Annotated in this window: 19 protein-coding genes and 1 pseudogene; 12 read left to right on the top strand and 8 right to left on the bottom strand. The window is 57.1% G+C overall.

Translation table 11 applies throughout. The annotated features are described in order from the left end of the window. The first annotated feature begins 30 nt into the window (after positions 1-30). The 3 genes from JUI81_RS20545 to JUI81_RS20535 all read left to right on the top strand — a co-directional run bounded on the left by JUI81_RS20545 (position 31) and on the right by JUI81_RS20535 (position 2,149). Positions 31-1,152, top strand: a complete 1,122-nt coding sequence (locus JUI81_RS20545) for a beta-ketoacyl-ACP synthase III (RefSeq protein WP_096479681.1) — start codon at positions 31-33, stop codon at positions 1,150-1,152. Positions 1,153-1,307: 155 nt separating this feature from the next. Continuing rightward, complete coding sequence (locus JUI81_RS20540) at positions 1,308-1,919, top strand: RNA polymerase sigma factor (protein ID WP_096479682.1); 612 nt, start codon at positions 1,308-1,310, stop codon at positions 1,917-1,919. Continuing rightward, a complete protein-coding gene (locus tag JUI81_RS20535; protein ID WP_007934080.1) occupies positions 1,913-2,149 on the top strand; it encodes an anti-sigma factor in 237 nt (78 codons plus the stop codon). The genes JUI81_RS20540 and JUI81_RS20535 overlap by 7 nt, the downstream gene beginning before the upstream one ends. A gap of 131 nt (positions 2,150-2,280) precedes the next feature. Here the strand turns inward: JUI81_RS20535 and JUI81_RS20530 are convergent, their stop codons facing one another. Continuing rightward, a complete protein-coding gene (locus JUI81_RS20530; RefSeq protein ID WP_019580790.1) occupies positions 2,281-3,603 on the bottom strand; it encodes a putative porin in 1,323 nt (440 codons plus the stop codon). A 278-nt stretch (positions 3,604-3,881) separates the two neighbouring features. Between JUI81_RS20530 and JUI81_RS20525 the strand changes: the two genes are divergently transcribed. Then, entirely contained in the window at positions 3,882-5,006 is a 1,125-nt protein-coding gene (locus JUI81_RS20525; protein WP_019580789.1) for a GNAT family N-acetyltransferase, read from the top strand. A 34-nt stretch (positions 5,007-5,040) separates the two neighbouring features. On the opposite strand, the gene aqpZ is transcribed toward JUI81_RS20525, so the two are convergent. From aqpZ to JUI81_RS20500, 5 genes are all read right to left on the bottom strand, one after another. Beyond that, positions 5,041-5,739 (bottom strand): aquaporin Z, encoded by a 699-nt coding sequence (gene aqpZ / locus JUI81_RS20520; protein WP_018926734.1) that lies wholly within the window; start codon positions 5,737-5,739, stop codon positions 5,041-5,043. Between the two features lie 196 nt (positions 5,740-5,935). Next, the gene (locus JUI81_RS20515; protein ID WP_204124935.1) at positions 5,936-7,768 is read right to left on the bottom strand and encodes an ABC transporter ATP-binding protein; all 1,833 of its coding nucleotides are present in this window, start codon (positions 7,766-7,768) and stop codon (positions 5,936-5,938) included. A gap of 88 nt (positions 7,769-7,856) precedes the next feature. Next, the gene (locus tag JUI81_RS20510; protein ID WP_007934039.1) at positions 7,857-8,420 is read right to left on the bottom strand and encodes a peptidylprolyl isomerase A; all 564 of its coding nucleotides are present in this window, start codon (positions 8,418-8,420) and stop codon (positions 7,857-7,859) included. Between the two features lie 3 nt (positions 8,421-8,423). Continuing rightward, on the bottom strand, positions 8,424-9,227 hold the full coding sequence (locus JUI81_RS20505; protein WP_019581180.1) for an alpha/beta fold hydrolase: 804 nt from the start codon (positions 9,225-9,227) through the stop codon (positions 8,424-8,426). A 14-nt stretch (positions 9,228-9,241) separates the two neighbouring features. Continuing rightward, the gene (locus JUI81_RS20500; protein ID WP_007934048.1) at positions 9,242-10,165 is read right to left on the bottom strand and encodes a LysR family transcriptional regulator; all 924 of its coding nucleotides are present in this window, start codon (positions 10,163-10,165) and stop codon (positions 9,242-9,244) included. A 49-nt stretch (positions 10,166-10,214) separates the two neighbouring features. On the opposite strand from JUI81_RS20500, the gene JUI81_RS20495 reads away from it, so the two are divergent. The 3 genes from JUI81_RS20495 to JUI81_RS20485 all read left to right on the top strand — a co-directional run bounded on the left by JUI81_RS20495 (position 10,215) and on the right by JUI81_RS20485 (position 12,421). Beyond that, positions 10,215-10,544: a hypothetical protein gene (locus tag JUI81_RS20495; RefSeq protein ID WP_007934049.1), complete on the top strand. Its 330-nt coding sequence runs from the start codon at positions 10,215-10,217 to the stop codon at positions 10,542-10,544. A 150-nt stretch (positions 10,545-10,694) separates the two neighbouring features. Then, entirely contained in the window at positions 10,695-11,294 is a 600-nt protein-coding gene (locus tag JUI81_RS20490; protein ID WP_019580787.1) for an FMN-dependent NADH-azoreductase, read from the top strand. Between the two features lie 260 nt (positions 11,295-11,554). Continuing rightward, a complete protein-coding gene (locus JUI81_RS20485) occupies positions 11,555-12,421 on the top strand; it encodes a carboxylate/amino acid/amine transporter (protein WP_019580786.1) in 867 nt (288 codons plus the stop codon). Between the two features lie 6 nt (positions 12,422-12,427). Here JUI81_RS20485 and JUI81_RS20480 read toward each other — a convergent pair whose 3' ends face one another. Then, complete coding sequence (locus JUI81_RS20480) at positions 12,428-13,315, bottom strand: LysR family transcriptional regulator (RefSeq protein ID WP_028939361.1); 888 nt, start codon at positions 13,313-13,315, stop codon at positions 12,428-12,430. Positions 13,316-13,472: 157 nt separating this feature from the next. Here JUI81_RS20480 and JUI81_RS20475 point away from each other — a divergent pair, with 157 nt between their 5' ends. Beyond that, positions 13,473-14,117 carry a hydrolase gene (locus tag JUI81_RS20475; RefSeq protein WP_007934054.1) on the top strand — a complete coding sequence of 215 codons (645 nt, stop codon included), beginning with the start codon at positions 13,473-13,475 and terminating at the stop codon, positions 14,115-14,117. Positions 14,118-14,227: 110 nt separating this feature from the next. Here the strand turns inward: JUI81_RS20475 and JUI81_RS20470 are convergent. Next, positions 14,228-14,833: pseudogene (locus JUI81_RS20470) on the bottom strand (mechanosensitive ion channel family protein); the annotation flags it as partial. Positions 14,834-15,293: 460 nt separating this feature from the next. Here JUI81_RS20470 and JUI81_RS20465 point away from each other — a divergent pair. The 4 genes from JUI81_RS20465 to JUI81_RS20450 are packed head-to-tail and all read left to right on the top strand — an operon-like array spanning position 15,294 to position 18,979. Then, positions 15,294-15,605 carry a hypothetical protein gene (locus tag JUI81_RS20465; RefSeq protein WP_016980530.1) on the top strand — a complete coding sequence of 104 codons (312 nt, stop codon included), beginning with the start codon at positions 15,294-15,296 and terminating at the stop codon, positions 15,603-15,605. A 54-nt stretch (positions 15,606-15,659) separates the two neighbouring features. Further along, positions 15,660-16,727 (top strand): ABC-three component system protein, encoded by a 1,068-nt coding sequence (locus tag JUI81_RS20460; protein WP_204124934.1) that lies wholly within the window; start codon positions 15,660-15,662, stop codon positions 16,725-16,727. Further along, positions 16,728-17,162: an ABC-three component system middle component 2 gene (locus JUI81_RS20455; protein WP_204124933.1), complete on the top strand. Its 435-nt coding sequence runs from the start codon at positions 16,728-16,730 to the stop codon at positions 17,160-17,162. Beyond that, positions 17,162-18,979 carry an AAA family ATPase gene (locus JUI81_RS20450; RefSeq protein ID WP_204124932.1) on the top strand — a complete coding sequence of 606 codons (1,818 nt, stop codon included), beginning with the start codon at positions 17,162-17,164 and terminating at the stop codon, positions 18,977-18,979. Before JUI81_RS20455 ends, JUI81_RS20450 begins: the two co-directional genes overlap by 1 nt. Positions 18,980-19,226 lie beyond the last annotated feature (247 nt).

The raw sequence follows: 19,226 nt of genomic DNA, 5'->3' as shown, positions 1-19,226 counted from the left end.
TTTCTGCCTGAACAGATTAGAGAAACGACCATGCATAACGTCGTCATCAGCGGCACCGGGCTGTACACCCCGACCAACAGCATCTCCAACGAAGAGCTGGTGCAGTCTTTCAACGCTTACGTCGCGCAGTTCAACGCCGACAACGCCGAGGCCATTGAGCGCGGCGAAATCCAGGCATTGACCGAATCCAGCGCAGCGTTTATCGAAAAAGCCTCCGGTATCAAAAGCCGCTTTGTCATGGACAAAGAGGGCATCCTCGACCCGCAACGCATGACGCCACGCTTGCCCGAGCGCTCGAATGACGAGTGGTCGGTGCTGTGCCAGATGGCTATCGGTGCGGCCGAGCAAGCCTTGCAGCGCGCCGGCAAAACCGCCGCTGACATCGACGGTGTGATCGTCGCCTGCTCCAACCTGCAACGCGCCTACCCGGCCATCGCCATCGAAGTTCAGGAAGCGCTGGGTATCCAGGGTTTCGGTTTCGACATGAACGTGGCGTGTTCCTCGGCGACCTTCGGCATCCAGGCCGCGGCCAACAGCGTGCAGCTGGGCCAGGCCCGGGCGATCCTGATGGTCAACCCGGAAGTCTGCACCGGTCACCTGAATTTCCGTGACCGCGACAGCCACTTCATCTTCGGCGACGCCGCCACTGCGGTGATCATCGAGCGCGCCGATCTGGCGACCTCCAAGTACCAGTTCGACGTGGTCAGCACCAAACTGCTGACCAAATTCTCCAACAACATCCGCAACAACTTCGGCTTCCTCAACCGCGCCGCGGAAGAGGGCATCGGTGCCCCCGACAAGCTGTTCGTCCAGGAAGGTCGCAAGGTGTTCCGCGATGTCTGCCCTATGGTTGCCGAGCTGATCGCCACGCACCTGGAAGAAAACCAGCTCAACGTCAGTGACGTGAAGCGTTTCTGGCTGCACCAGGCCAACCTCAGCATGAACCACCTGATCGTCAAGAAGCTGCTGGGCCGCGAAGCCACTGAAGCAGAAGCCCCGGTGATTCTCGACACCTACGCCAACACCAGCTCCGCCGGTTCGGTGATTTCGTTCCACAAGAATCAGGACGATCTGGTCAGCGGTTCGCTGGCCGTACTCAGCTCGTTCGGCGCTGGTTACTCGATTGGCAGCGTGATTCTGCGCAAACGTTGATCGAAGGGGTTGTTGTTCTTTCCTCTGGCTTGTGATGACTTTTCCTACATTCGAAATAGTCGGAAGGCTGTAATTTTCGGAAATTCCAGCAGGACGATGCCTACAGGCGAAGTCCTGCTGTTTTCATTTTCGAGGTCAGAACAAGGGGGTTGTTAATGGCGGCTGACGACGCGCAACTGCTTGAGCGCTTGCTGGCAGGTGAACAAAAGGCCTTCAAAGAGTTGGTCAGCACCTATCAGAACGCCATGCGTGCGGTGGCCTACGCTATTGTGGGCAACCGGCATGCCGACGAAATCGTTCAGGATGCCTGGCTATCGGTTGTGCGTAACCTGAGCGGATTCGAGGGACGTTCGAGCCTCAAGACCTGGCTGCTGACCATCACCGCCAACTCGGCCAAGAGCCGCTACAAGCAAAACCGCCGGGAAGTGTTGCTCGATGACCTGCCGTCGCCTCACGGTACGATCGATGACGATCGTTTCTCATCGAGCGATGGTCATTGGCTGGTGGCGCCGTTTGCCTGGCATCAGGACACGCCAGAGGCGCTGTTGACTGAAAACGAACTGCGCGAATGCCTGGAGCACACGCTGCTCAGCCTGTCGGAACTGCAAAGCAGTGTTTTACTGTTGCGCGAGCGACAGGGGCTGGAGTTGGAGGAGATCTGTAATCTTCTGGAAATCTCGCTCTCCAATGTTCGTGTGCTGCTGCATCGGGCACGGTTGAAGGTCTTTGCGACCGTAGAACATTTTGAGGAAACCGGCGAATGCTGACCTGTAAGGAACAAGTGGCGCGCTCCAGTGATTATCTCGATGGCCAGTTGAGTTTTCGCGAGCGTCTGATGATGCGGCATCACTTGATGTTTTGCCCCAATTGTCGGCGTTTCATTCGGCAGATGCGGTTGATGCAGGCGACCTTGCGGGTGATGCCGCAGAAGCCGGTCGAGGATGTGGAGGCGCTGGCCGAGCGGCTGGCGGCGCAGCGGCGCAAAGATCGTTCCTGAAGGAAAGCACAGGCCGGCGCGGGTGAAACGAACGGATGATGGGGATCGTTGCCCCGCGCCAGACTGTTGAACCTCTTCAAACGACACGACCGTATGTAAACCGCATCGTTTGAAGTGTGTTGCTTCGCAGCTTAGAACTTCGCTTCCGCGTCCAGTTGCAGCGTGTTGGTGTCGGCATCACGCTGGGTACGGCTGGAGAAGTCGGCTTTGGTCAGGAAGTAAGTGGCACCGAGGGCGAAGTTCTTGTCGATGTCGTAACCGACTTTGAACTTGTGACCGCGAGAACCGGTGGTGCCGTTGGCGAAGTCCGAGTCGGTGAAGGCGCCGACCACGGCGTTACGCTGCACGTCGCGGTAGTTGTAGTCGAGGTTGAAGCCGAAGACTTTCGACTTGGCACCCACCAGCCAGGCAGTGTCCTGATCGGTCACCGCATCATTGTTCTTCACATATTGACCGTAGAACGACAGCGGCATCGGCAAGCCGCCGATATCGACCTGGCTGAAACCTTCGTACAGGCGGAACTCGTTGTTGGCCGAGTTGCCGTTGACGGCCAGGGCGCACGGCGTGGAGGTGCCGGTGCAACGGCTGTCTTCGTCGTTCTGGTAGGCATAGACGCTGCCGCCGACGGTCAGTTTCAGGTTGTCGGTGATGGCGAAACGGCTGCCCAACTGGCCGGCGGTCAGACGCAGGTCGTGACGAAATTGCACGCCTTCGCCGTCGACGTTGTCCTTGAGGTTGTAGTTGCCCAGGCTACCGAACAGTTCGGCACTGCTGCCCAGCGGGTATTTGTAGGTCACTGCCAGACCTTCCGGGTTGATGTCGCTGTCCCAGATCACATCACCCATGCTGACCCACGGTTGCAGCATCTTGCCGCCGATCACATGCAGGTTTTTGATGGCGTCCGGGTGGTAGTCGATGTAGCCCAGATCCAGCCAGATCTGCTTCTTGTCGAAGTAGTTGTCCATGTCCTGGTTGGTCGAGCGAGCATCGTCACCGCCGCCGGTGGCAATGCGGATGCCGGTGTCCACTTGCGGGTTGATTTCGCTGTAGGCACCCAGACGGGCGCGGATGCGTTGACGATCCTTGTCACGGCCACCGTTGTTGGGTTCGCCGTCGATCTTGACCGTTTCCTGGCGTACGCGAACGTCGCCCTTGAACTGGGTCTTGGCGGCCCAGGCCAGCTTCTGGTCGAAGGCACTCAGCTCGTTGGCTTTCTTCGCGGCGACCGCTATTTGTTCGTTGGTCTCTTGCTGCGCCTGCTGCGCGATTTGCTGAGCCTTCTGATCCTTGGCAAGTTCGGTTTGCAGTTCAACGTACTGCGCCTGGGAAATAGAACCGTTAGCCTTGAGCATGTCGAGCAGTTTGGCGTCGACTGCGGCACTGGCCGGAACACTCATGGCCAGCAACAGGCCACCGCACAAGGCCGCCGCAGTTTTCGTGGAAGCAAGACGCATAGCAATCTCCGAAGATGAGAGGGATGGCTGAACCATCCTGGACACAACCGACAGTTGAAGGTCGGAAAACAGTGGCCGGGTAGAACCCGGCGCTCTAAAAACAGGCGCCAGTATCGCGATGGTTTATGACAGGTCAGTGGCGAAGTGATGGCAGGTCGATGACGATACAAACATTTCCGAAATGCCCGATTCAGAGCCTTGTATTGGATTGACGCGTGTGGATCGCTCTGCGATCGGCGATACTCGCGGAGCTGTCACGCCAAGATGTGGAGAGGAAAATGCCGCTGCAACGTCTGCATACACTGTCGCAAATCGCAGCCCGTACCTGGGATGCCCTGGTGCCGGAGAATCAGCCGTTTCTGCGCCACGCGTTCCTCGGTTCACTGGAAGACAGCGGCAGCCTGGGCCCGCATTCCGGCTGGCAGCCCGAGCATCTGCTGCATGTCGAAGGCGAGCGCCTGATCGCCGCGCTGCCCAGTTACCGCAAATGGCATTCCTACGGCGAATACGTGTTCGACCATGCCTGGGCCGATGCCTGTGAGCGTGCGGGTATCGACTACTACCCCAAACTGTTGACGGCGGTGCCGTTCAGTCCGGTCAGCGGGCCGCGATTACTGGCGGCGACGATCGAGGACGGTTTCGAACTCTTGCAGAGCCTGCCGGGTTATCTGGAGATAGAAAAACTTTCCAGCGCCCACATCAATTTCACCGATCCGTTCACCGACGCTGCATTGGCCGAACAGCCAGGCTGGTTGCAGCGCATTGGCTGTCAGTACCACTGGCAGAATCGTGGTTACCGGGATTTTCAGGACTTTCTCGACGCCCTCAGTTCGCGTAAGCGCAAGCAAATGCGCAAGGAGCGTGAGCAAGTGGCGGGGCAGGGCATCGACTTCGAATGGCTGGAAGGCCGGCAGCTGACCCAGGCGCAGTGGGACTTCGTGTACGCCTGCTACGCCAATACCTACGCGGTGCGTCGGCAGACGCCTTACCTGACGCGGGAATTTTTCAGTCTGTTGGCCGAGCGCATGCCAGAGTCGATTCGCGTGGTGCTGGCCAAACAAGGTTCACGGCCGGTGGCCATGGCCTTCAGCCTGGTCGGCGGCGACAGCTTTTATGGCCGTTACTGGGGGTGCCTGGCGGAGTTCGATCGCCTGCACTTCGAGACCTGTTTCTATCAGGGTATGGATTACGCCATTGCCAACGGCTTTCAGCGTTTCGACGCCGGCGCTCAGGGCGAACACAAACTGATTCGTGGCTTTGAACCGGTGATCACCCATTCCTGGCATTACCTGCGCCATCCGGGCTTGAAGTCGGCGGTGAAAGACTTCCTCGAGCGCGAACGCGCCGGGGTGCTGGGGTATGCAGAAGAGGCGAAGACCGCCTTGCCTTATCGACAAGGTTGATCTTCGCCGTTGATTGCAGGCTCAGTCGCGCAGATTAACTGTCTTCTTTGCCCAACCAGCGATACATCACACCACCGATGACCGCCCCCAAAATCGGCGCCAGCCAGAACAGCCACAGTTGTTGAATCGCCCAACCCCCGACAATCAGCGCCGGCCCCGTACTGCGGGCCGGGTTGACCGAGGTGTTGGTGACCGGAATCGAGATCAGATGGATCAGGGTCAGCGCCAGGCCGATGGCGATGGGCGCCAGCCCGGCCGGGGCGCGTTTATCGGTGGCGCCGAGAATGATCAGGATGAACATGGCGGTCATCACCAGTTCACTGACAAACCCCGCCGCCATCGAGTAGCCGCCTGGCGAGTGTTCGCCGTAGCCATTGGACGCCAGGCCGCTGGCCAGTTCGAAGCCGGGTTTGCCACTGGCGATGAAGTACAGCAGGGCCGCTGCGATGATCCCGCCAATCACCTGGGCGATGATGTAGGCGGGCAGTTCTTTGGCAGGGAAGCGTCCGCCGACGACCAGTCCGACCGAAACCGCAGGGTTGAGATGACAACCCGAGATGTGGCCGATGGCGAAGGCCATCGTCAGTACCGTCAAACCGAATGCCAGGGACACCCCCAGTAAACCGATCCCCACGTTTGGAAATGCTGCCGCCAGAACCGCACTGCCGCAACCCCCCAATACCAGCCAGAACGTACCTACCAATTCTGTAGCCGAACGTTTGAACAAAGACATAGCGAGTTCCCTGTCGAGATAACACTGTCGTTGTGCATCCGGTAGATGGACTACAGAACCATCTCCAGTACTCTGGCTGAGTACAGCAGGGTTTTTACGGAATTCCAGTGACCATAAAACCGCCAGAGCCCGTGGTTTGCGGGTTCTGGCGGTTTCTGGTGTTCTTGTACATGGCTGATGGCGCCAAGACCGCGGCTCAATCGATCCCGACAAACCCGCCGGTCTGGTGTTGCCACAACCGTGCATACAAACCGCCATGGGCCAGCAGTTCGGCGTGGCTGCCGGTTTCGGCGATCTTGCCGTTTTCCAGCACCACCAAGCGGTCCATCCGGGCGATGGTCGAGAGACGGTGGGCGATGGCAATCACGGTTTTGCCCTGCATCAGGGTTTCGAGGCTTTCCTGGATCGCCGCTTCGACTTCCGAGTCCAGCGCCGAGGTGGCTTCGTCCATGATCAGAATCGGCGCGTCCTTGAGCAGCACCCGGGCGATGGCAATCCGCTGACGCTGGCCACCGGAGAGTTTCACCCCGCGCTCACCGACATGGGCATCGAAACCGGTGCGGCCTTCGGAGTCCGACAGCTGCGGAATGAACTCGTCGGCACGGGCCTTGTGCACCGCTTCCCAGAGTTCGGCGTCGGTGGCGTCGGGTTTGCCATACAGCAAATTGTCGCGGATCGAGCGGTGCAGAAGTGAGGTGTCCTGGGTGATCATGCCGATGCGTTCGCGCAGGCTTTCTTGCCCGACTTCGGCGATGTTCTGGCCGTCGATGAGGATCCGCCCGCCCTGCACGTCATACAGGCGCAGCAGCAGGTTGACCAACGTCGATTTGCCGGCGCCGGAGGGGCCGATCAGGCCGATTTTTTCGCCGGGCTTAATGGTCAGGTTGAGGTCGCCGATGATCCCGCTCTTCTTGCCGTAGTGGAAATCGACGTGTTCGAAACGCACTTCGCCACGGGCCACCGCCAAGGGTTTTGCCTGTTCGCGGTCGGTGACGCTGACCGGTTGGGCGATGGTCTGCAAACCGTCCTGGACCATGCCGATGTTTTCGAAAATGCCGTTGACCACCCACATGATCCAGCCGGACATGTTGACGATGCGGATCACCAGCCCGGTGGCCAAGGCAATCGCGCCCACGCTGATCAGCGACTGCGTCCACAGCCACAGGGCCAGCCCGGTGGTGCCGACGATCAAGAGGCCGTTCATGCTGGTGATGACCACGTCCATGCTGGTGACCACACGGCCGGCCAGTTGGGCTTTTTCGGTCTGTTCCGCGATGGCTTCGCGGGCGTACTGCTGTTCGAAGTTGGTGTGGGCGAACAGCTTGAGGGTGGTGATGTTGGTGTAGCCGTCGACGATCCGCCCCATGAGTTTGGAGCGCGCATCGGAGGACACCACCGAACGCTCTTTCACCCGCGGCACGAAGTAGTAGAGCGCGCCGATGTAGGCGGCGATCCAGATCAGCAGCGGGATCATCAGTCGCCAGTCGGCTTCGGCGAACAGCACCAGCGAGCTGATCGCGTAGATCAGCACGTGCCACAGCGCATCCACCGCTTGCACGGCAGAATCGCGCAGGGAGTTGCCGGTTTGCATGATGCGTTGGGCGATGCGCCCGGCGAAGTCGTTCTGGAAGAAATTCAGGCTCTGTTTGAGCACGTAACTGTGGTTCTGCCAGCGGATCAGGCTGGTCATGCCGGGACTCAAGGTCTGGTGCACCAGCATGTCATGCAGGGCGAGGAACAAGGGGCGCAGAATCAGCGCCACCGCTGCCATCCAGGCCAATTCCACGCCGTGGACCTTGAAGAAGTCGACGTTGGATGTGTTCTGGGTCAGGTCGATGATGCGACTCAGGTAGCTGAACAGCGCCACTTCGATCAGCGCGCCGAACAGGCCGACGACCAACAAAACGGCGAAGATTGGCCAGACCTGCTTGAGGTAGTAGGTGTAGAAGGAGAGAACCCGGCTCGGTGGAGCCGCCGTCGGGGCGTCGCGGAAAATGTCGATCAGTTTTTCGAAACGGCGATAAAGCATCAGTTCTCCGCCCGCGTACGGGCTCTCCTTTAAACGATATGAGCGGCGCCGGATATCGACCGGCCACCGCTCAAGACTGCCGGTGTACTCAGTCGATGCGCTTGGCCGACTTGATCAGCACCGGGTCGACAGGCACGTTCTGCATGCCTTGTTTGGTGGTGGTCTGAGAGTTGACGATGATGTCCACCACGTCCATGCCCTTGACCACTTTGGCGAAGACGGCGTAACCGGCGTCGCGACCCGGATCGAGGAAGGCGTTGTCGGCCACGTTGATGAAGAACTGGCTGGTGGCCGAATCCGGGTTCGAAGTACGCGCCATCGACAGTGTGCCACGCACGTTATGCAGGCCGTTGCTGGCTTCGTTTTTGATCGGTGCCTTGGTTTCCTTCTGTTGCATCTGTGCAGTGAAACCACCGCCCTGAGCCATGAAACCCGGGATCACACGGTGGAAGATCGTGTTGTTGTAGAAGCCACTGTCGACGTACTCAAGGAAGTTCTTGGTACTGATCGGCGCCTTGACCGGGTCCAGTTCGATTTCGATCTGGCCGTTGGTGGTCTCCAGCAGCACGTGCGGTGCCTTGGCCGGCGTGGCGGCCATCAGGTTGGCGGCAAACAGAACGGAGCCGGCGACGAGGGCGATTTTTTTCAGCATGGGTCAGTGATCCTGAGTGGTGGTGTCGACTGCGGTGAGAAACTCGAGCAGCGTTTGGTTGAAGCGTTCGGGTTGATCCAGCGGGGTGGCGTGGCGCGAATCGGCGATCACCACCAGCCGCGCATCGGGCAGCAGTTTTACATAGGTTTCTTTCAGCGCGACCGGGGTGTAGTCACGGTCGGCGCTGACGACGAGGGTTGGACAGGAAACCCTGGAAAGTCGTTCCTGAACCCCCCAGCCAACGATGGCATCGAAGCTGGCGAGATAAGCATGTTTGTCGTTTCTTGCCCAGCGCGCCGCTATTTTTTGTCGTAACGAAGCTTGTTCCGGCTTGGGAAACAGTTTTGCGCCCAGGGCCTTGCCGATGGTGCCCATGCTCAGCACGCGCATCAGGCTCCAGCGTTTGAACCACTGCCAATAGTCGTTGCGGCTGCGCCGTTTGACCTCGGGCGCGCTGTTGACGATGCACAGGCTCTTGAGCAGTTGCGGCTGGTCCACTGCCAGTTGAAAGGCGATCATACCGCCCATCGACAGTCCCACAAGATGGACAGGGCCCAGGTTCAGATGTTCGATCAGCGCGATCAGGTCGGCGCTGAACCCGGCGATGCTGTAGCGCTCGCGGGGTTTGTCGGAGCGCCCGTGGCCGCGCACGTCCGGCACGATCACCCGATGGTGGGCGGCGAGCGCCGGGATCTGCATTTCCCAGTCCAGGGTGCTGGAGCCCAATCCGTGAACCAGCAGCAACGGGGTGCCGTGGCCATATTCCTCATAATGCAGGTTGCAACCTTCATGTTCGAAATAGGCCATGGGTACACTCCGTGTCAGGCTTGTTCGGGCGCGGCGAAGGGCGCATCCAGCGGCGCGGTATCAAAGGTGCGCAGCAGTTCGATGAGAATCTGCGTGGCCGGGCCCAAGGGTTTGTCCTTGTTCGAATACAGATAGAAACTCGGGTTGCGGCTTCCGCCCTGATCCAACGGTAGCACTTTGAGCGTGCCTTCTTTGAGTTCGCGCTCGATCATGTGCCGGGGTAGCCAGGCGAAGCCCAGACCGCTGCTGACGAAGGTCGCGGCAGTGGCCAGGCTGCCGACGGTCCAGCGCTGTTCGGCACCGAGCCAGCCGACATCTCGCGGTTGCTGACGGCCGGAGTCGCGGATCACCACTTGCATCTGAGTCTCCAGGTCCTGGAAGTTCAGTTCGCGGTTCAGGCGATGCAGCGGGTGTTCTGGGTGGGCGACCGCGACGAATTCGACGTCGCTCAATTCCGCGCCAAGGTAACCGGGAATACTGAGGCCGGTGATGGCCAGGTCGGCCACGCCTTCAAGCAGGACCTCTTCGACACCCGACAACACTTCTTCGCGCAGCCGCACCCGGCAGCCACGACTTTGCGGCATGAACGCGGTCAAGGCGCGGACGAGGCGGGCGCTCGGGTACGCGGCGTCGACCACCAGCCGTACTTCCGCTTCCCAGCCTTGTTCCATGTGGTGGGCCAGGTCTTCAAGTTGGCTGGCCTGTTTCACCAGTTGCCGGGAGCGGCGCAGCAGCACGCCGCCGGCCTCGGTGAGCACCGCTTTGCGGCCATCGATGCGCAACAGCGGTACGCCGAGTTGGTCCTGCATGCGCGCTACGGTGTAGCTGACCGACGATTGCGAACGGTGCAGCACTTCGGCGGCCTGGGCGAAACCGCCGTGATCGACCACGGCCTGCAACGTTCGCCATTGATCAAGGGTCACGCGGGGCGCTTTCATGTTGAGCTCCTCTTGTCCTAAGCTGGCAGCTCTTATTGGAGACTGCCGAATGAAAAAAATCTGTTGTGTGATGGCGGGGTGTGCGGTGTTGGCGATGTTGCCTCTGACTGCGTTTGCCTATCCGATCGATGTCAATAAACAGCTCAACGGTTTGAAGGTCGACTACAACGCCTACGACACGGACGCCGACATCGGCTCCATTCAGGTCAACAACTACGGCGACACCGACGTCACTTGCAAAGTGGTTTTCAATAACGGTCCGGAAGCGCCACGCACCCGCAAGATCGACGTACCTGCCGGCAAACACAAAAACGCCACGGCCAAGTTCACCCGCACCATCATCAAGCTGCGTATCGACCTGACTTGCACCCCGAAATGACCTCAAGCGGAGCATGTCGCCTGGGCATGCTTCGCTTATAAACGAATTTATCGATGCTTTATAGCAGTTATTTGCGCTTTTTCATCGATATGACTCTGTTTAACCTTCACTCCATCGACCTACAGCATTCTCAGATGGAGGCTACATCCCATGTCCCGCGTTCTGATCATCGAAAGCAGCGCCCGTCAGCAAGACTCGGTTTCCCGCCAGCTGACCCAGACCTTCATCAGCCAGTGGAAAGCCGCACACCCGGCCGACCAGATCACCGTCCGTGACCTGGCCGTCAACCCGGTGCCGCACCTGGACATCAACCTGCTGGGCGGCTGGATGAAACCTGTTGAACAACGCAACGAGATCGAACAGGCCTCGCTGGAGCGCTCCAACCAATTGACCGACGAACTGCTGGCCGCCGACGTGCTGGTGATGGCAGCGCCCATGTACAACTTCGCGATTCCGAGCACCCTGAAAGCCTGGCTCGACCATGTGCTGCGTGCCGGCGTGACTTTCAAATACACCGAGACCGGTCCGCAAGGTTTGCTCAGCGGCAAGCGCGCCTACGTGCTGACCGCTCGCGGCGGGATCTACGCCGGCAGCACTGCGGATCATCAGGAACCTTACCTGCGTCAAGTCATGGGCTTCATCGGCATCCACGATGTCACGTTCATTCACGCCGAAGGCATGAACCTGGGCGGCGACTTCCAGGAGAAAGGCTTGAACCAGGCCAACGCCAAACTGGCCCAGGTCGCCTGAGTCGTTAATCGCCAGATAATCGCTGGATGGTCTAGTGACCTGGCGCAACCCTTCAAGCCTGTACGCGCATCGAACCTCCCTTTGCACTTATTGCTCCTGAGTGCTCTAGCCCGATTGAACGCTTTAGCGAGATCGGGCTTTTTTTTGCCTGGGATTTAGTGGGCGCTGATGATCCTGTGGGAACGGGCCTGTTGTTGGCCGACCGTTCGCGATAATGGGCAAAAACCGCTATCGTCGCCGCCATTCGAAACGAGGCGAGCATGGGCTATCTACTTTTTGTCACGCTGATCCAGGCGTTTTCCTTCAGTTTGATCGGCGAGTATCTGGCCGGTCATGTCGACAGTTACTTTGCGGTGCTTGTGCGAGTGCTGCTGGCGGGGCTGGTGTTCATTCCGCTGACACGCTGGCGTTCGGTCGAGCCGGCGTTCATGCGCGGGATGTTGCTGATCGGCGCGCTGCAGTTCGGTGTGACCTATGTCTGTTTGTATTTGAGCTTCCGCGTGCTGACGGTGCCGGAAGTGTTGCTGTTCACCATCCTCACGCCGCTGCACGTGACCCTGATCGAAGACGCACTGAACCGGCGCTTCAATCCGTGGGCCTTGATCGCGGCATTGGTGGCCGTGGCGGGTGCGGCAGTGATTCGCTACGACCGGATCAATCCGGACTTCTTCATGGGCTTTTTGTTGCTGCAACTGGCCAACTTCACCTACGCCGCCGGGCAGGTGCTCTATAAACATCTGGTGGCCCGCCATCCGAGCGATCTGCCGCATTACCGGCGATTCGGCTACTTCTATCTGGGCGCATTGGCGGTGGCGTTGCCGGCATTTCTGCTGTTCGGCAAACAGAACTTCCTGCCCGAAGCGCCGCTGCAATGGGGCGTGCTGCTGTTCCTCGGTCTGGTCTCGACCGCGCTGGGCTTGTACTGGTGGAACAAGGGCGCGTGCCTGGTGAATGGCGGGACGCTGGCGGTGATGAATAATCTGCATGTGCCGGTGGGCTTGCTGATCAATTTGCTGATCTGGAATCAGCATGAAGAGTTGGGGCGGTTGTTGTTGGGTGGATCGGTCATTCTGGCGGCGGTGTGGATCAGCCGGTTGGGTGTACGCCAACCCGTCATTGCACACTAAACCGGGTTAATTCGGCGCCAACTGCGCCACCAGAAACTCAATAAATGCCCGGGTCTTTTGCGGTACGCGACGCGAGGAAGGGTAAACCGCGTTGATGGTAATCGCTGGTGCCTGCCACTCGCACAGCACCGGCACCAGCCGGCCTGCCGCCAGCGCGTCTTCCACAATGAAATCAGGCAGCAGGGCGATGCCCATCCCGGCTTCGGCGGCCTGAGCGAGCAAGTCGCCGTTGTTGGCGTGCAACGGGCCGGAAACGTTGACCCGTTGCGTCTCCTTGCCATTGCACAACTGCAGGCTCACGCCGCTTTGCAGATACCCGTAATTCAGGCATTGATGCGCGCGCAAGTCTTGCGGGGTCCGCGGTATGCCTGCACGCGCCAGATAGGCGGGGGAGGCCACCATGATCCGCGGTGCCGGTGCCAGTTGCCGGGCGATCATGGTCGAGTCTGGCATGCTGGCGATGCGAATCGTCACATCGAAGCCGCCACGCACTGGATCGACCTGTTGATCGCTGAGCACCAGTTGAAGCTCGATGTTCGGATGCTGCTCATGGAACAGCGGAATCAACTGTCCAAGGCGATGCAGGCCGAACGACATCGGCGCATTCACCCGCAACACCCCACGTAGCTCGCCGATGCCGTCTCGAGCGCGCTGCTCGGCCTCGTCCAGCGCGGACAACACCTCCCGCGCCGCCTCGAAATACTCGGCGCCAGCCTCGGTCAAGTGCAGGCTGCGCGTGGTGCGCTGCAGCAATTGCACGCCGATTGCTTCCTCCAACGCCTGAATCTGTTTACTCACCTTTGATCGCGGCACGTCCATCGCGCGAGCGGCAGCTGCGAAGCCGTTCTCGCCAACCGTCACGACAAAGGCGCGCATGCATTCGATCCGATCCACGATTGTCCCTTTTTTAGAATCAATTATTCTCGATTTTAGGTAATTGTCCCTTTTTTATCTAGCCCGTAAAGTTACTTCCAAGCCAGCAAGCAAACAGCTTGAGGCAAGTGACTCACCCAATACTCATTAAACAAATCGACATCAAAAGGAACGCGCCATGTCTAACCGTGAATTGCTCAACCCAACCAACTCCGCCCTGATCCTGATCGACCACCAGCCGCAAATGGCGTTCGGCGTGCAGTCGATCGACCGTCAGACCCTGAAGAACAACACCGTGGGTCTGGCGAAGGCCGCGAAGATTTTCAACGTGCCGACGATCTACACCTCAGTTGAAACCGAAAGCTTCAGCGGCTTCATCTGGCCGGAGTTGCTGGCTGTTCACCCAGAGCAGAAGCCGATCGAGCGCACCTCGATGAACTCCTGGGAAGACAAGGCGCTGGTTGACGCGGTGAAAGCCACCGGCCGCAAGAAGCTGATCATTGCCGCGCTCTGGACTGAAGTCTGCCTGACCTTCCCGGCGCTGGAAGCCCTGGCTGAAGGCTACGAGGTGTACATCGTGACCGACGCGTCTGGCGGCACCACCAAAGAAGCTCACGACATGTCGGTGCAGCGGATGATTCAGGCAGGCGCGGTGCCGGTCACCTGGCAACAAGTACTGCTGGAATACCAGCGTGACTGGGCACACAAAGACACTTACGAGGCGGTGATGGAACTGGTGCTGGAGCACAGCGGCGCGTATGGCATGGGCGTGGATTACGCCTACACCATGGTGCACAAGGCGCCGCAGCGTCAGGTCAAATAACACCGTTACCCTTGTAGGAGCATGGCTTGCCCGCGAAGGCGGAGTATCAGTCGATAACTATGTTGACTGACACTGCGCCTTCGCGGGCAAGCCTCGCTCAGGGGCGGTGTTTACATGATGTGTTTTTCCGGCTCCGGAATGTGGCTCGCGCCTAACATGGCCGGAAGCAATCCGGCCCTTAAATCCCCGCCACTCGGCTGCTGATAAAGACTCAATCCGAACTCCGGCAGTACCGCCAGCAGATAATCGAAAATATCCCCCTGAATCCGCTCGTAATCCGCCCACGCCGTGGTGCGGGTGAAACAATAGATTTCCAGCGGAATCCCCTGCGCCGTCGTCTGCATCTGCCGCACCATGCAGGTCATGTTCTGCTGAACCTCCGGGTGACTTTTCAGATACGCCAGCGCGTAGGCGCGGAAGGTGCCGATGTTGGTCATCCGCCGACGGTTTGCCGCCATCGCCGCGACGTTGCCCTGGGCTTCGTTCCAGGCCTTGAGCTCGGCTGTCTTGCGGCTCATGTAGTCAGTCAGCAGATGCACCTGGGACAGCTTCAGCTCTTCGTCGTCACGAATGAATCGCACGCCGCTGGCGTCGATGAACAGGCTGCGCTTGATCCGCCGTCCGCCGGACTGCTGCATGCCGCGCCAGTTCTTGAACGACTCGGACATCAGGCGCCAGGTCGGGATCGACACAATCGTCTTGTCGAAGTACTGTACGCGTGAGCTAAAACTCCAAATGGACATAACAAGTCTATTCAAATCAGTAGCTTAAAATTTTCTGTCCATTGTCCATTTTTTCCCAGAACGATGGACAGCCCGCCACCCCGCAATGCCCGCAGCCCTATGAGTCTCCCTCCTGCCAGAGCCTCACACGACCTCCAAAGCAGCCACACCTGTCTATCGGGTTCCCTATCACGGCGTAATAACGATAGTATTGTGCCATTACACAAGGACACTCAGTTGCCCAGCCACCCTGGCCTAGAGGGAGGAGGGCGGTAGGAGCTCGGCATGGATCAGCCACGCCACAGGAACGCAGACAGACAACCACCCTATCCCGAGGCTACTACTTGGGAGTCTTCGTCGTGCCTGCGATTTGCCGCGCGTCCGCATAAATGCCGGAAAGCCCAACAACGAAGAATCCATACGAACAACATTTTAACAACCAAGGTACTCATGCATGAGTGAGCAGGAACAGGGACAGGAAAACGGGCAGGAACAGAAGCAGGAATACGTTTTCCATCCCGCTGATCTAGTCCAATACGCCATGGACAAACCCATTGGCGCAGCCCGCGCGGCGCTGGCAATTGGACTGGAAGGCGCTGATGTTGACCCCGACATAATCATTGCTGAACTGGTGGGGAATATGGAGTTTAATCAGCGTTTCTTGAAGAAGCTCACGAGCGCCTTGCGGAAGAACCCAGGCAAAATTGTTGATGATATGCCGAGGCATATTCGGGCTCTTCAGGTGGAGCGCGTCCTCGGATTATGATTGTTTCCCATGATGGTTCAGCAAGCAAAGCACCTTGTCGCAGAGGTGTAGCCAATGGCATTTGGTGAAAACACCATCAAGCTCCCTCCACCACCTGAGTTTGAGCTCACGGCACTCGATGTGGAAAAAGGTGAGCCAGTCCATCCTCTAGATCGTCTGCAGATTATGTCGCCAGATGCTTGGGAGGTATTTACGCTGGAGTTTGTTTCTTACCTGGGAAATGATTACGAGTCGGTAACTCGCTGCGCTGGTGCGGGAGACAAAGGCCGTGACGTTATCGCCAAGTTCTCATCAGGTTGGGATAATTATCAGTGTAAACACTACAAGGATAAGCTGAGCATTGCTGACGTAGTTGCGGAGTTGGGTAAGCTGGTTTACTACACATGGAGGGGCGATTACACCCTGCCGCGTGAGTATCGCTTCGTATCGCCGAAAGGCTGTAGTTCTCATTGCATTGACATGCTGGCCAAGAAGGCTCGCATCAAGGCTGAGATCATCAAGCGCTGGGATAAGGTGTGTAAAGATAAGATCACGAAAACGGAGTCTATTCCTCTTCAGGGTGCTCTGTTGGATTATCTCAATGGTCTCGACTTCTCTTTCGTCGATGAAATGTCCTCCCAAGAGTTGATCGATAAGCATGCACGGACACCTTATCACACGACCCGGTTTGGGAGTTACCACCTGAAGCGACCACCAGCTCGAAAGCCAGAACCTGGCCTTGCTGATAATGAGAAGGTTTATGTCGATGCTCTCTTGAGTGCGTTCTCTGATGCCGATGGGGCGGAGTATTCATTTAGTAGTGTGATGGAAACTGAATACAAGGATGACATGGAGAGAGCTCGAATCAACTTCTACAGTGCCGAGTCGTTAGAGATATTTTCTCGTGATGCATTTCCTACGGATTGCTATGAGAAGCTCAAGAGTGAGTGTCATGAAGGTGTGCATAGTGTTGTGCGTAAAAAATTCGACGATGGATATCAACGGTTTCTCGAAGTGAGCACGCAGTCCGTTAATATTCCATATGACTCGCATCCCCTCCGTCACTTCTTGCAGACTGCAGATCGAAAAGGACTGTGCCACCAATTGGTGAATGACCTTAAGTTCGAATGGATCAAGAAATAAATGATGAACTCAAAGGACTTGTACAACAGCCCTGTGGAAATTGGGGCGCGCATCATTCTGATGCTTGCAGGGCTGGCTAGGGAGGTTGATCTGGATGAGCTTATCTTCCTTGATTATGCGGCTATTTATAGTAGTGATTTTCAAGGGGAAGCGAGCTTGCACCCAGTTCTGTTGAACCGACTTGCCGAGCTGGTTCGAAGACGGGAGATATTCCCTGGCGCGATCAAACTTTTTACCGCGAAAGGGTTGATGACTTCCCAGGTTGATGAGCATGGCGTTCGATATTCCATCACCACGGCTGGAAGTGAATTTGCCGCCAACTTAACTACTGAGTATCACTCAGGTTTCAGGCGGCATGTGTCATGGGTTGAAGATAATATTGATTATCTCACGATTCAACGTCGCACCATTTATAAAATTGAAAGGGCGATCTGATGTTCATTGAAAGTATTATCGTGAGTGGCCCTGACCTGAGTGATGCGGCTGTTTTTTTTGAAAAGGGCGCGAACGTTGTTCAGGGTGGCTCCAATACCGGTAAGTCATACATTGTACAGTGCTTGAAATTTGCCCTTGGTTCAAATACCCCACCGAAGTCCATCAAGGAGTCGGTGGGCTACACCACGCTCAAGGTGAAGTTTGTGCATGATGATGGGCGCTCCTTTACCATCGAGAGGCACCTTTCAGAAAGCTCCAAGCCTACGCTTTATGATGAAGATGGGAAGGTTTTGATCTTGGGGGTTAAGCACAATCCTAAGAGAATGAACTCGATTTCCAACCAGTTTTTGCACAGGTTGGGGTTGAATGGAAAACTTTTGTTGAAAGGAACAGAGTCGCTAAATAATGCCTCATTCTCTCTTCGTTATTTTGAGAATGTCTTGTTGATGGATGAGACGCGAATCGTGGCTGAGTACTCTCCTTTAGGTACGGGCCAGAAGGATGAGCGGTTTCTGGAAAAATCCATTCTGAAGCTTCTGTTAACGGGTAATGACGATACCGGGGTTAAACAGGCTAAAAAGGAGTTGGAATCAAAGGGGGCATTGAGACATAAGGCTACTGCTGTAGAAGGAATTATCAAGCAGTTTTATCCAGGAAATGATGCCGCTGAAAGCCTTGAACTTCAGAAGCTCAGCTCGTTTGTCGACCAGGTCGCGCTTCGGCTGAAGCTGGCTGAGCAGGAACTGGAAGGCGCGTTCCATTCGAGTGAAGACCTGTTCACCCAGAAGGCCAACCATATCACCGCACTGGAGTTGGTCGAAGGCAAAATTGCTGAAGACAAGGCTCTGCTTAGCCGATTTGACATGCTTGGCCAGAAATACGATTCAGATCGCCAGCGCCTTCAGGGCATTGAGCAGGCGGCAGTTCTACTTGATGGTGCGGACGCGGTGCTTTGTCCAACCTGTGGGAATCATTTCGACTCCGAGTCGTGTACGACGGACGTAGATGACATCAAGAAAGGTGTCTCCTTCGAGTTGGATCGAATTTCGAAGAATATCCACGAGCTCGCGGAAGCCCAGGGATCTCTGACGGCAGCGATTGAGCGGAACACCTTAAGCGCTGAGAGCACCAAGACGTCCATCGCGGCAGTGGAGAAGGTTATCACCTCGGAGCTCCAGGGGTTGGTTCAGGCAGTGAGTGACCTGAAGGAGCTCGCTGCGTGCCTTAAGCACGATCACTCGGTGCTGGATAGACTCGTGAAGGATAAGGCCAAGCTGAGGGAGGAGTTAAACCGACTGGGTGTTCTGCTGCTTGAGGAGCAAAACACTTATACCCCTGAAAGCTTTGAGGACTCTGCCAAGCCTCTGGTGAAAGAGATTGAGGATATCTTGCAGCGCTGGAGTTTCCCGAATCACTCCCCAGTGGAATTCGATTTCGGTGCGCGTGACATCACGATTGGTGGAAGTAAGAGAGGCAATTTCGGCAAAGGGTATCGGGCGATTGCTTCCTCTGCATTTGCTCTGGGGCTGATGAATCTGCTGAAGCTTTCTGGGCGCCACCCCGGGTTTGTAGTGCTTGATTCGCCACTGACCACATACAAGGAAGGGGATCCAGAGCCTGAAGAAGATGATGAGGAAGTAGCAGCGGACGTGATTTATGCGTTCTATCAGGATATCGCTGATAACTTCAAAGACTCTCAAGTCATTATATTTGAGAACAAGGAGCCTGATATGGCGCTCATCCCTCATATGAATTATCAGCATTTCACGAAAAGCAAAAAGATTGGGAGATATGGTTTCTTCCCACTAAAAGGCTGATTCGATCGTGTGAGTTGTCGGTCACCCGCCCATGGCGTGGTGATCGGCTTTCTCATCCTTTGGCCTGCGCAGCGTAGTCTTAGGTCGGTTCGAACGGTATCGGTTGATGCCCATGTGCGCCAGGTCGCACATAATGGCTTTACGTCATTCATAAACGTCAAACAGGACACCCATCGGGCCAGTAAGATCAAGCTGTAAACTCAAAAAATGCACCGTAAACCTCCATGCTTTACAGGTCATTTTTTTG

Origin of the sequence: Pseudomonas sp. 008 (assembly GCF_016861935.1) — a bacterium.
Lineage (GTDB): Bacteria > Pseudomonadota > Gammaproteobacteria > Pseudomonadales > Pseudomonadaceae > Aquipseudomonas.
Note: the sequence above shows the minus strand (reverse complement) of the source record. Positions and strands in the feature narration are given on the sequence as shown.

Bases quoted from the DNA above. Each gene is read 5' to 3' on its own strand.
- JUI81_RS20450 (WP_204124932.1), top strand. From the start codon at position 17,162: ATGTTCATTGAAAGTATTATCGTGAGTGGCCCTGACCTGAGTGATGCG.
- JUI81_RS20535 (WP_007934080.1), top strand. From the start codon at position 1,913: ATGCTGACCTGTAAGGAACAAGTGGCGCGCTCCAGTGATTATCTCGAT.
- JUI81_RS20515 (WP_204124935.1), bottom strand. From the start codon at position 7,768: ATGCTTTATCGCCGTTTCGAAAAACTGATCGACATTTTCCGCGACGCC.
- JUI81_RS20460 (WP_204124934.1), top strand. From the start codon at position 15,660: ATGGCATTTGGTGAAAACACCATCAAGCTCCCTCCACCACCTGAGTTT.
- aqpZ (WP_018926734.1), bottom strand. From the start codon at position 5,739: ATGTCTTTGTTCAAACGTTCGGCTACAGAATTGGTAGGTACGTTCTGG.
- JUI81_RS20510 (WP_007934039.1), bottom strand. From the start codon at position 8,420: ATGCTGAAAAAAATCGCCCTCGTCGCCGGCTCCGTTCTGTTTGCCGCC.
- JUI81_RS20545 (WP_096479681.1), top strand. From the start codon at position 31: ATGCATAACGTCGTCATCAGCGGCACCGGGCTGTACACCCCGACCAAC.
- JUI81_RS20530 (WP_019580790.1), bottom strand. From the start codon at position 3,603: ATGCGTCTTGCTTCCACGAAAACTGCGGCGGCCTTGTGCGGTGGCCTG.
- JUI81_RS20495 (WP_007934049.1), top strand. From the start codon at position 10,215: ATGAAAAAAATCTGTTGTGTGATGGCGGGGTGTGCGGTGTTGGCGATG.
- JUI81_RS20465 (WP_016980530.1), top strand. From the start codon at position 15,294: ATGAGTGAGCAGGAACAGGGACAGGAAAACGGGCAGGAACAGAAGCAG.
- JUI81_RS20485 (WP_019580786.1), top strand. From the start codon at position 11,555: ATGGGCTATCTACTTTTTGTCACGCTGATCCAGGCGTTTTCCTTCAGT.
- JUI81_RS20505 (WP_019581180.1), bottom strand. From the start codon at position 9,227: ATGGCCTATTTCGAACATGAAGGTTGCAACCTGCATTATGAGGAATAT.
- JUI81_RS20525 (WP_019580789.1), top strand. From the start codon at position 3,882: ATGCCGCTGCAACGTCTGCATACACTGTCGCAAATCGCAGCCCGTACC.
- JUI81_RS20455 (WP_204124933.1), top strand. From the start codon at position 16,728: ATGATGAACTCAAAGGACTTGTACAACAGCCCTGTGGAAATTGGGGCG.
- JUI81_RS20490 (WP_019580787.1), top strand. From the start codon at position 10,695: ATGTCCCGCGTTCTGATCATCGAAAGCAGCGCCCGTCAGCAAGACTCG.
- JUI81_RS20500 (WP_007934048.1), bottom strand. From the start codon at position 10,165: ATGAAAGCGCCCCGCGTGACCCTTGATCAATGGCGAACGTTGCAGGCC.
- JUI81_RS20540 (WP_096479682.1), top strand. From the start codon at position 1,308: ATGGCGGCTGACGACGCGCAACTGCTTGAGCGCTTGCTGGCAGGTGAA.
- JUI81_RS20475 (WP_007934054.1), top strand. From the start codon at position 13,473: ATGTCTAACCGTGAATTGCTCAACCCAACCAACTCCGCCCTGATCCTG.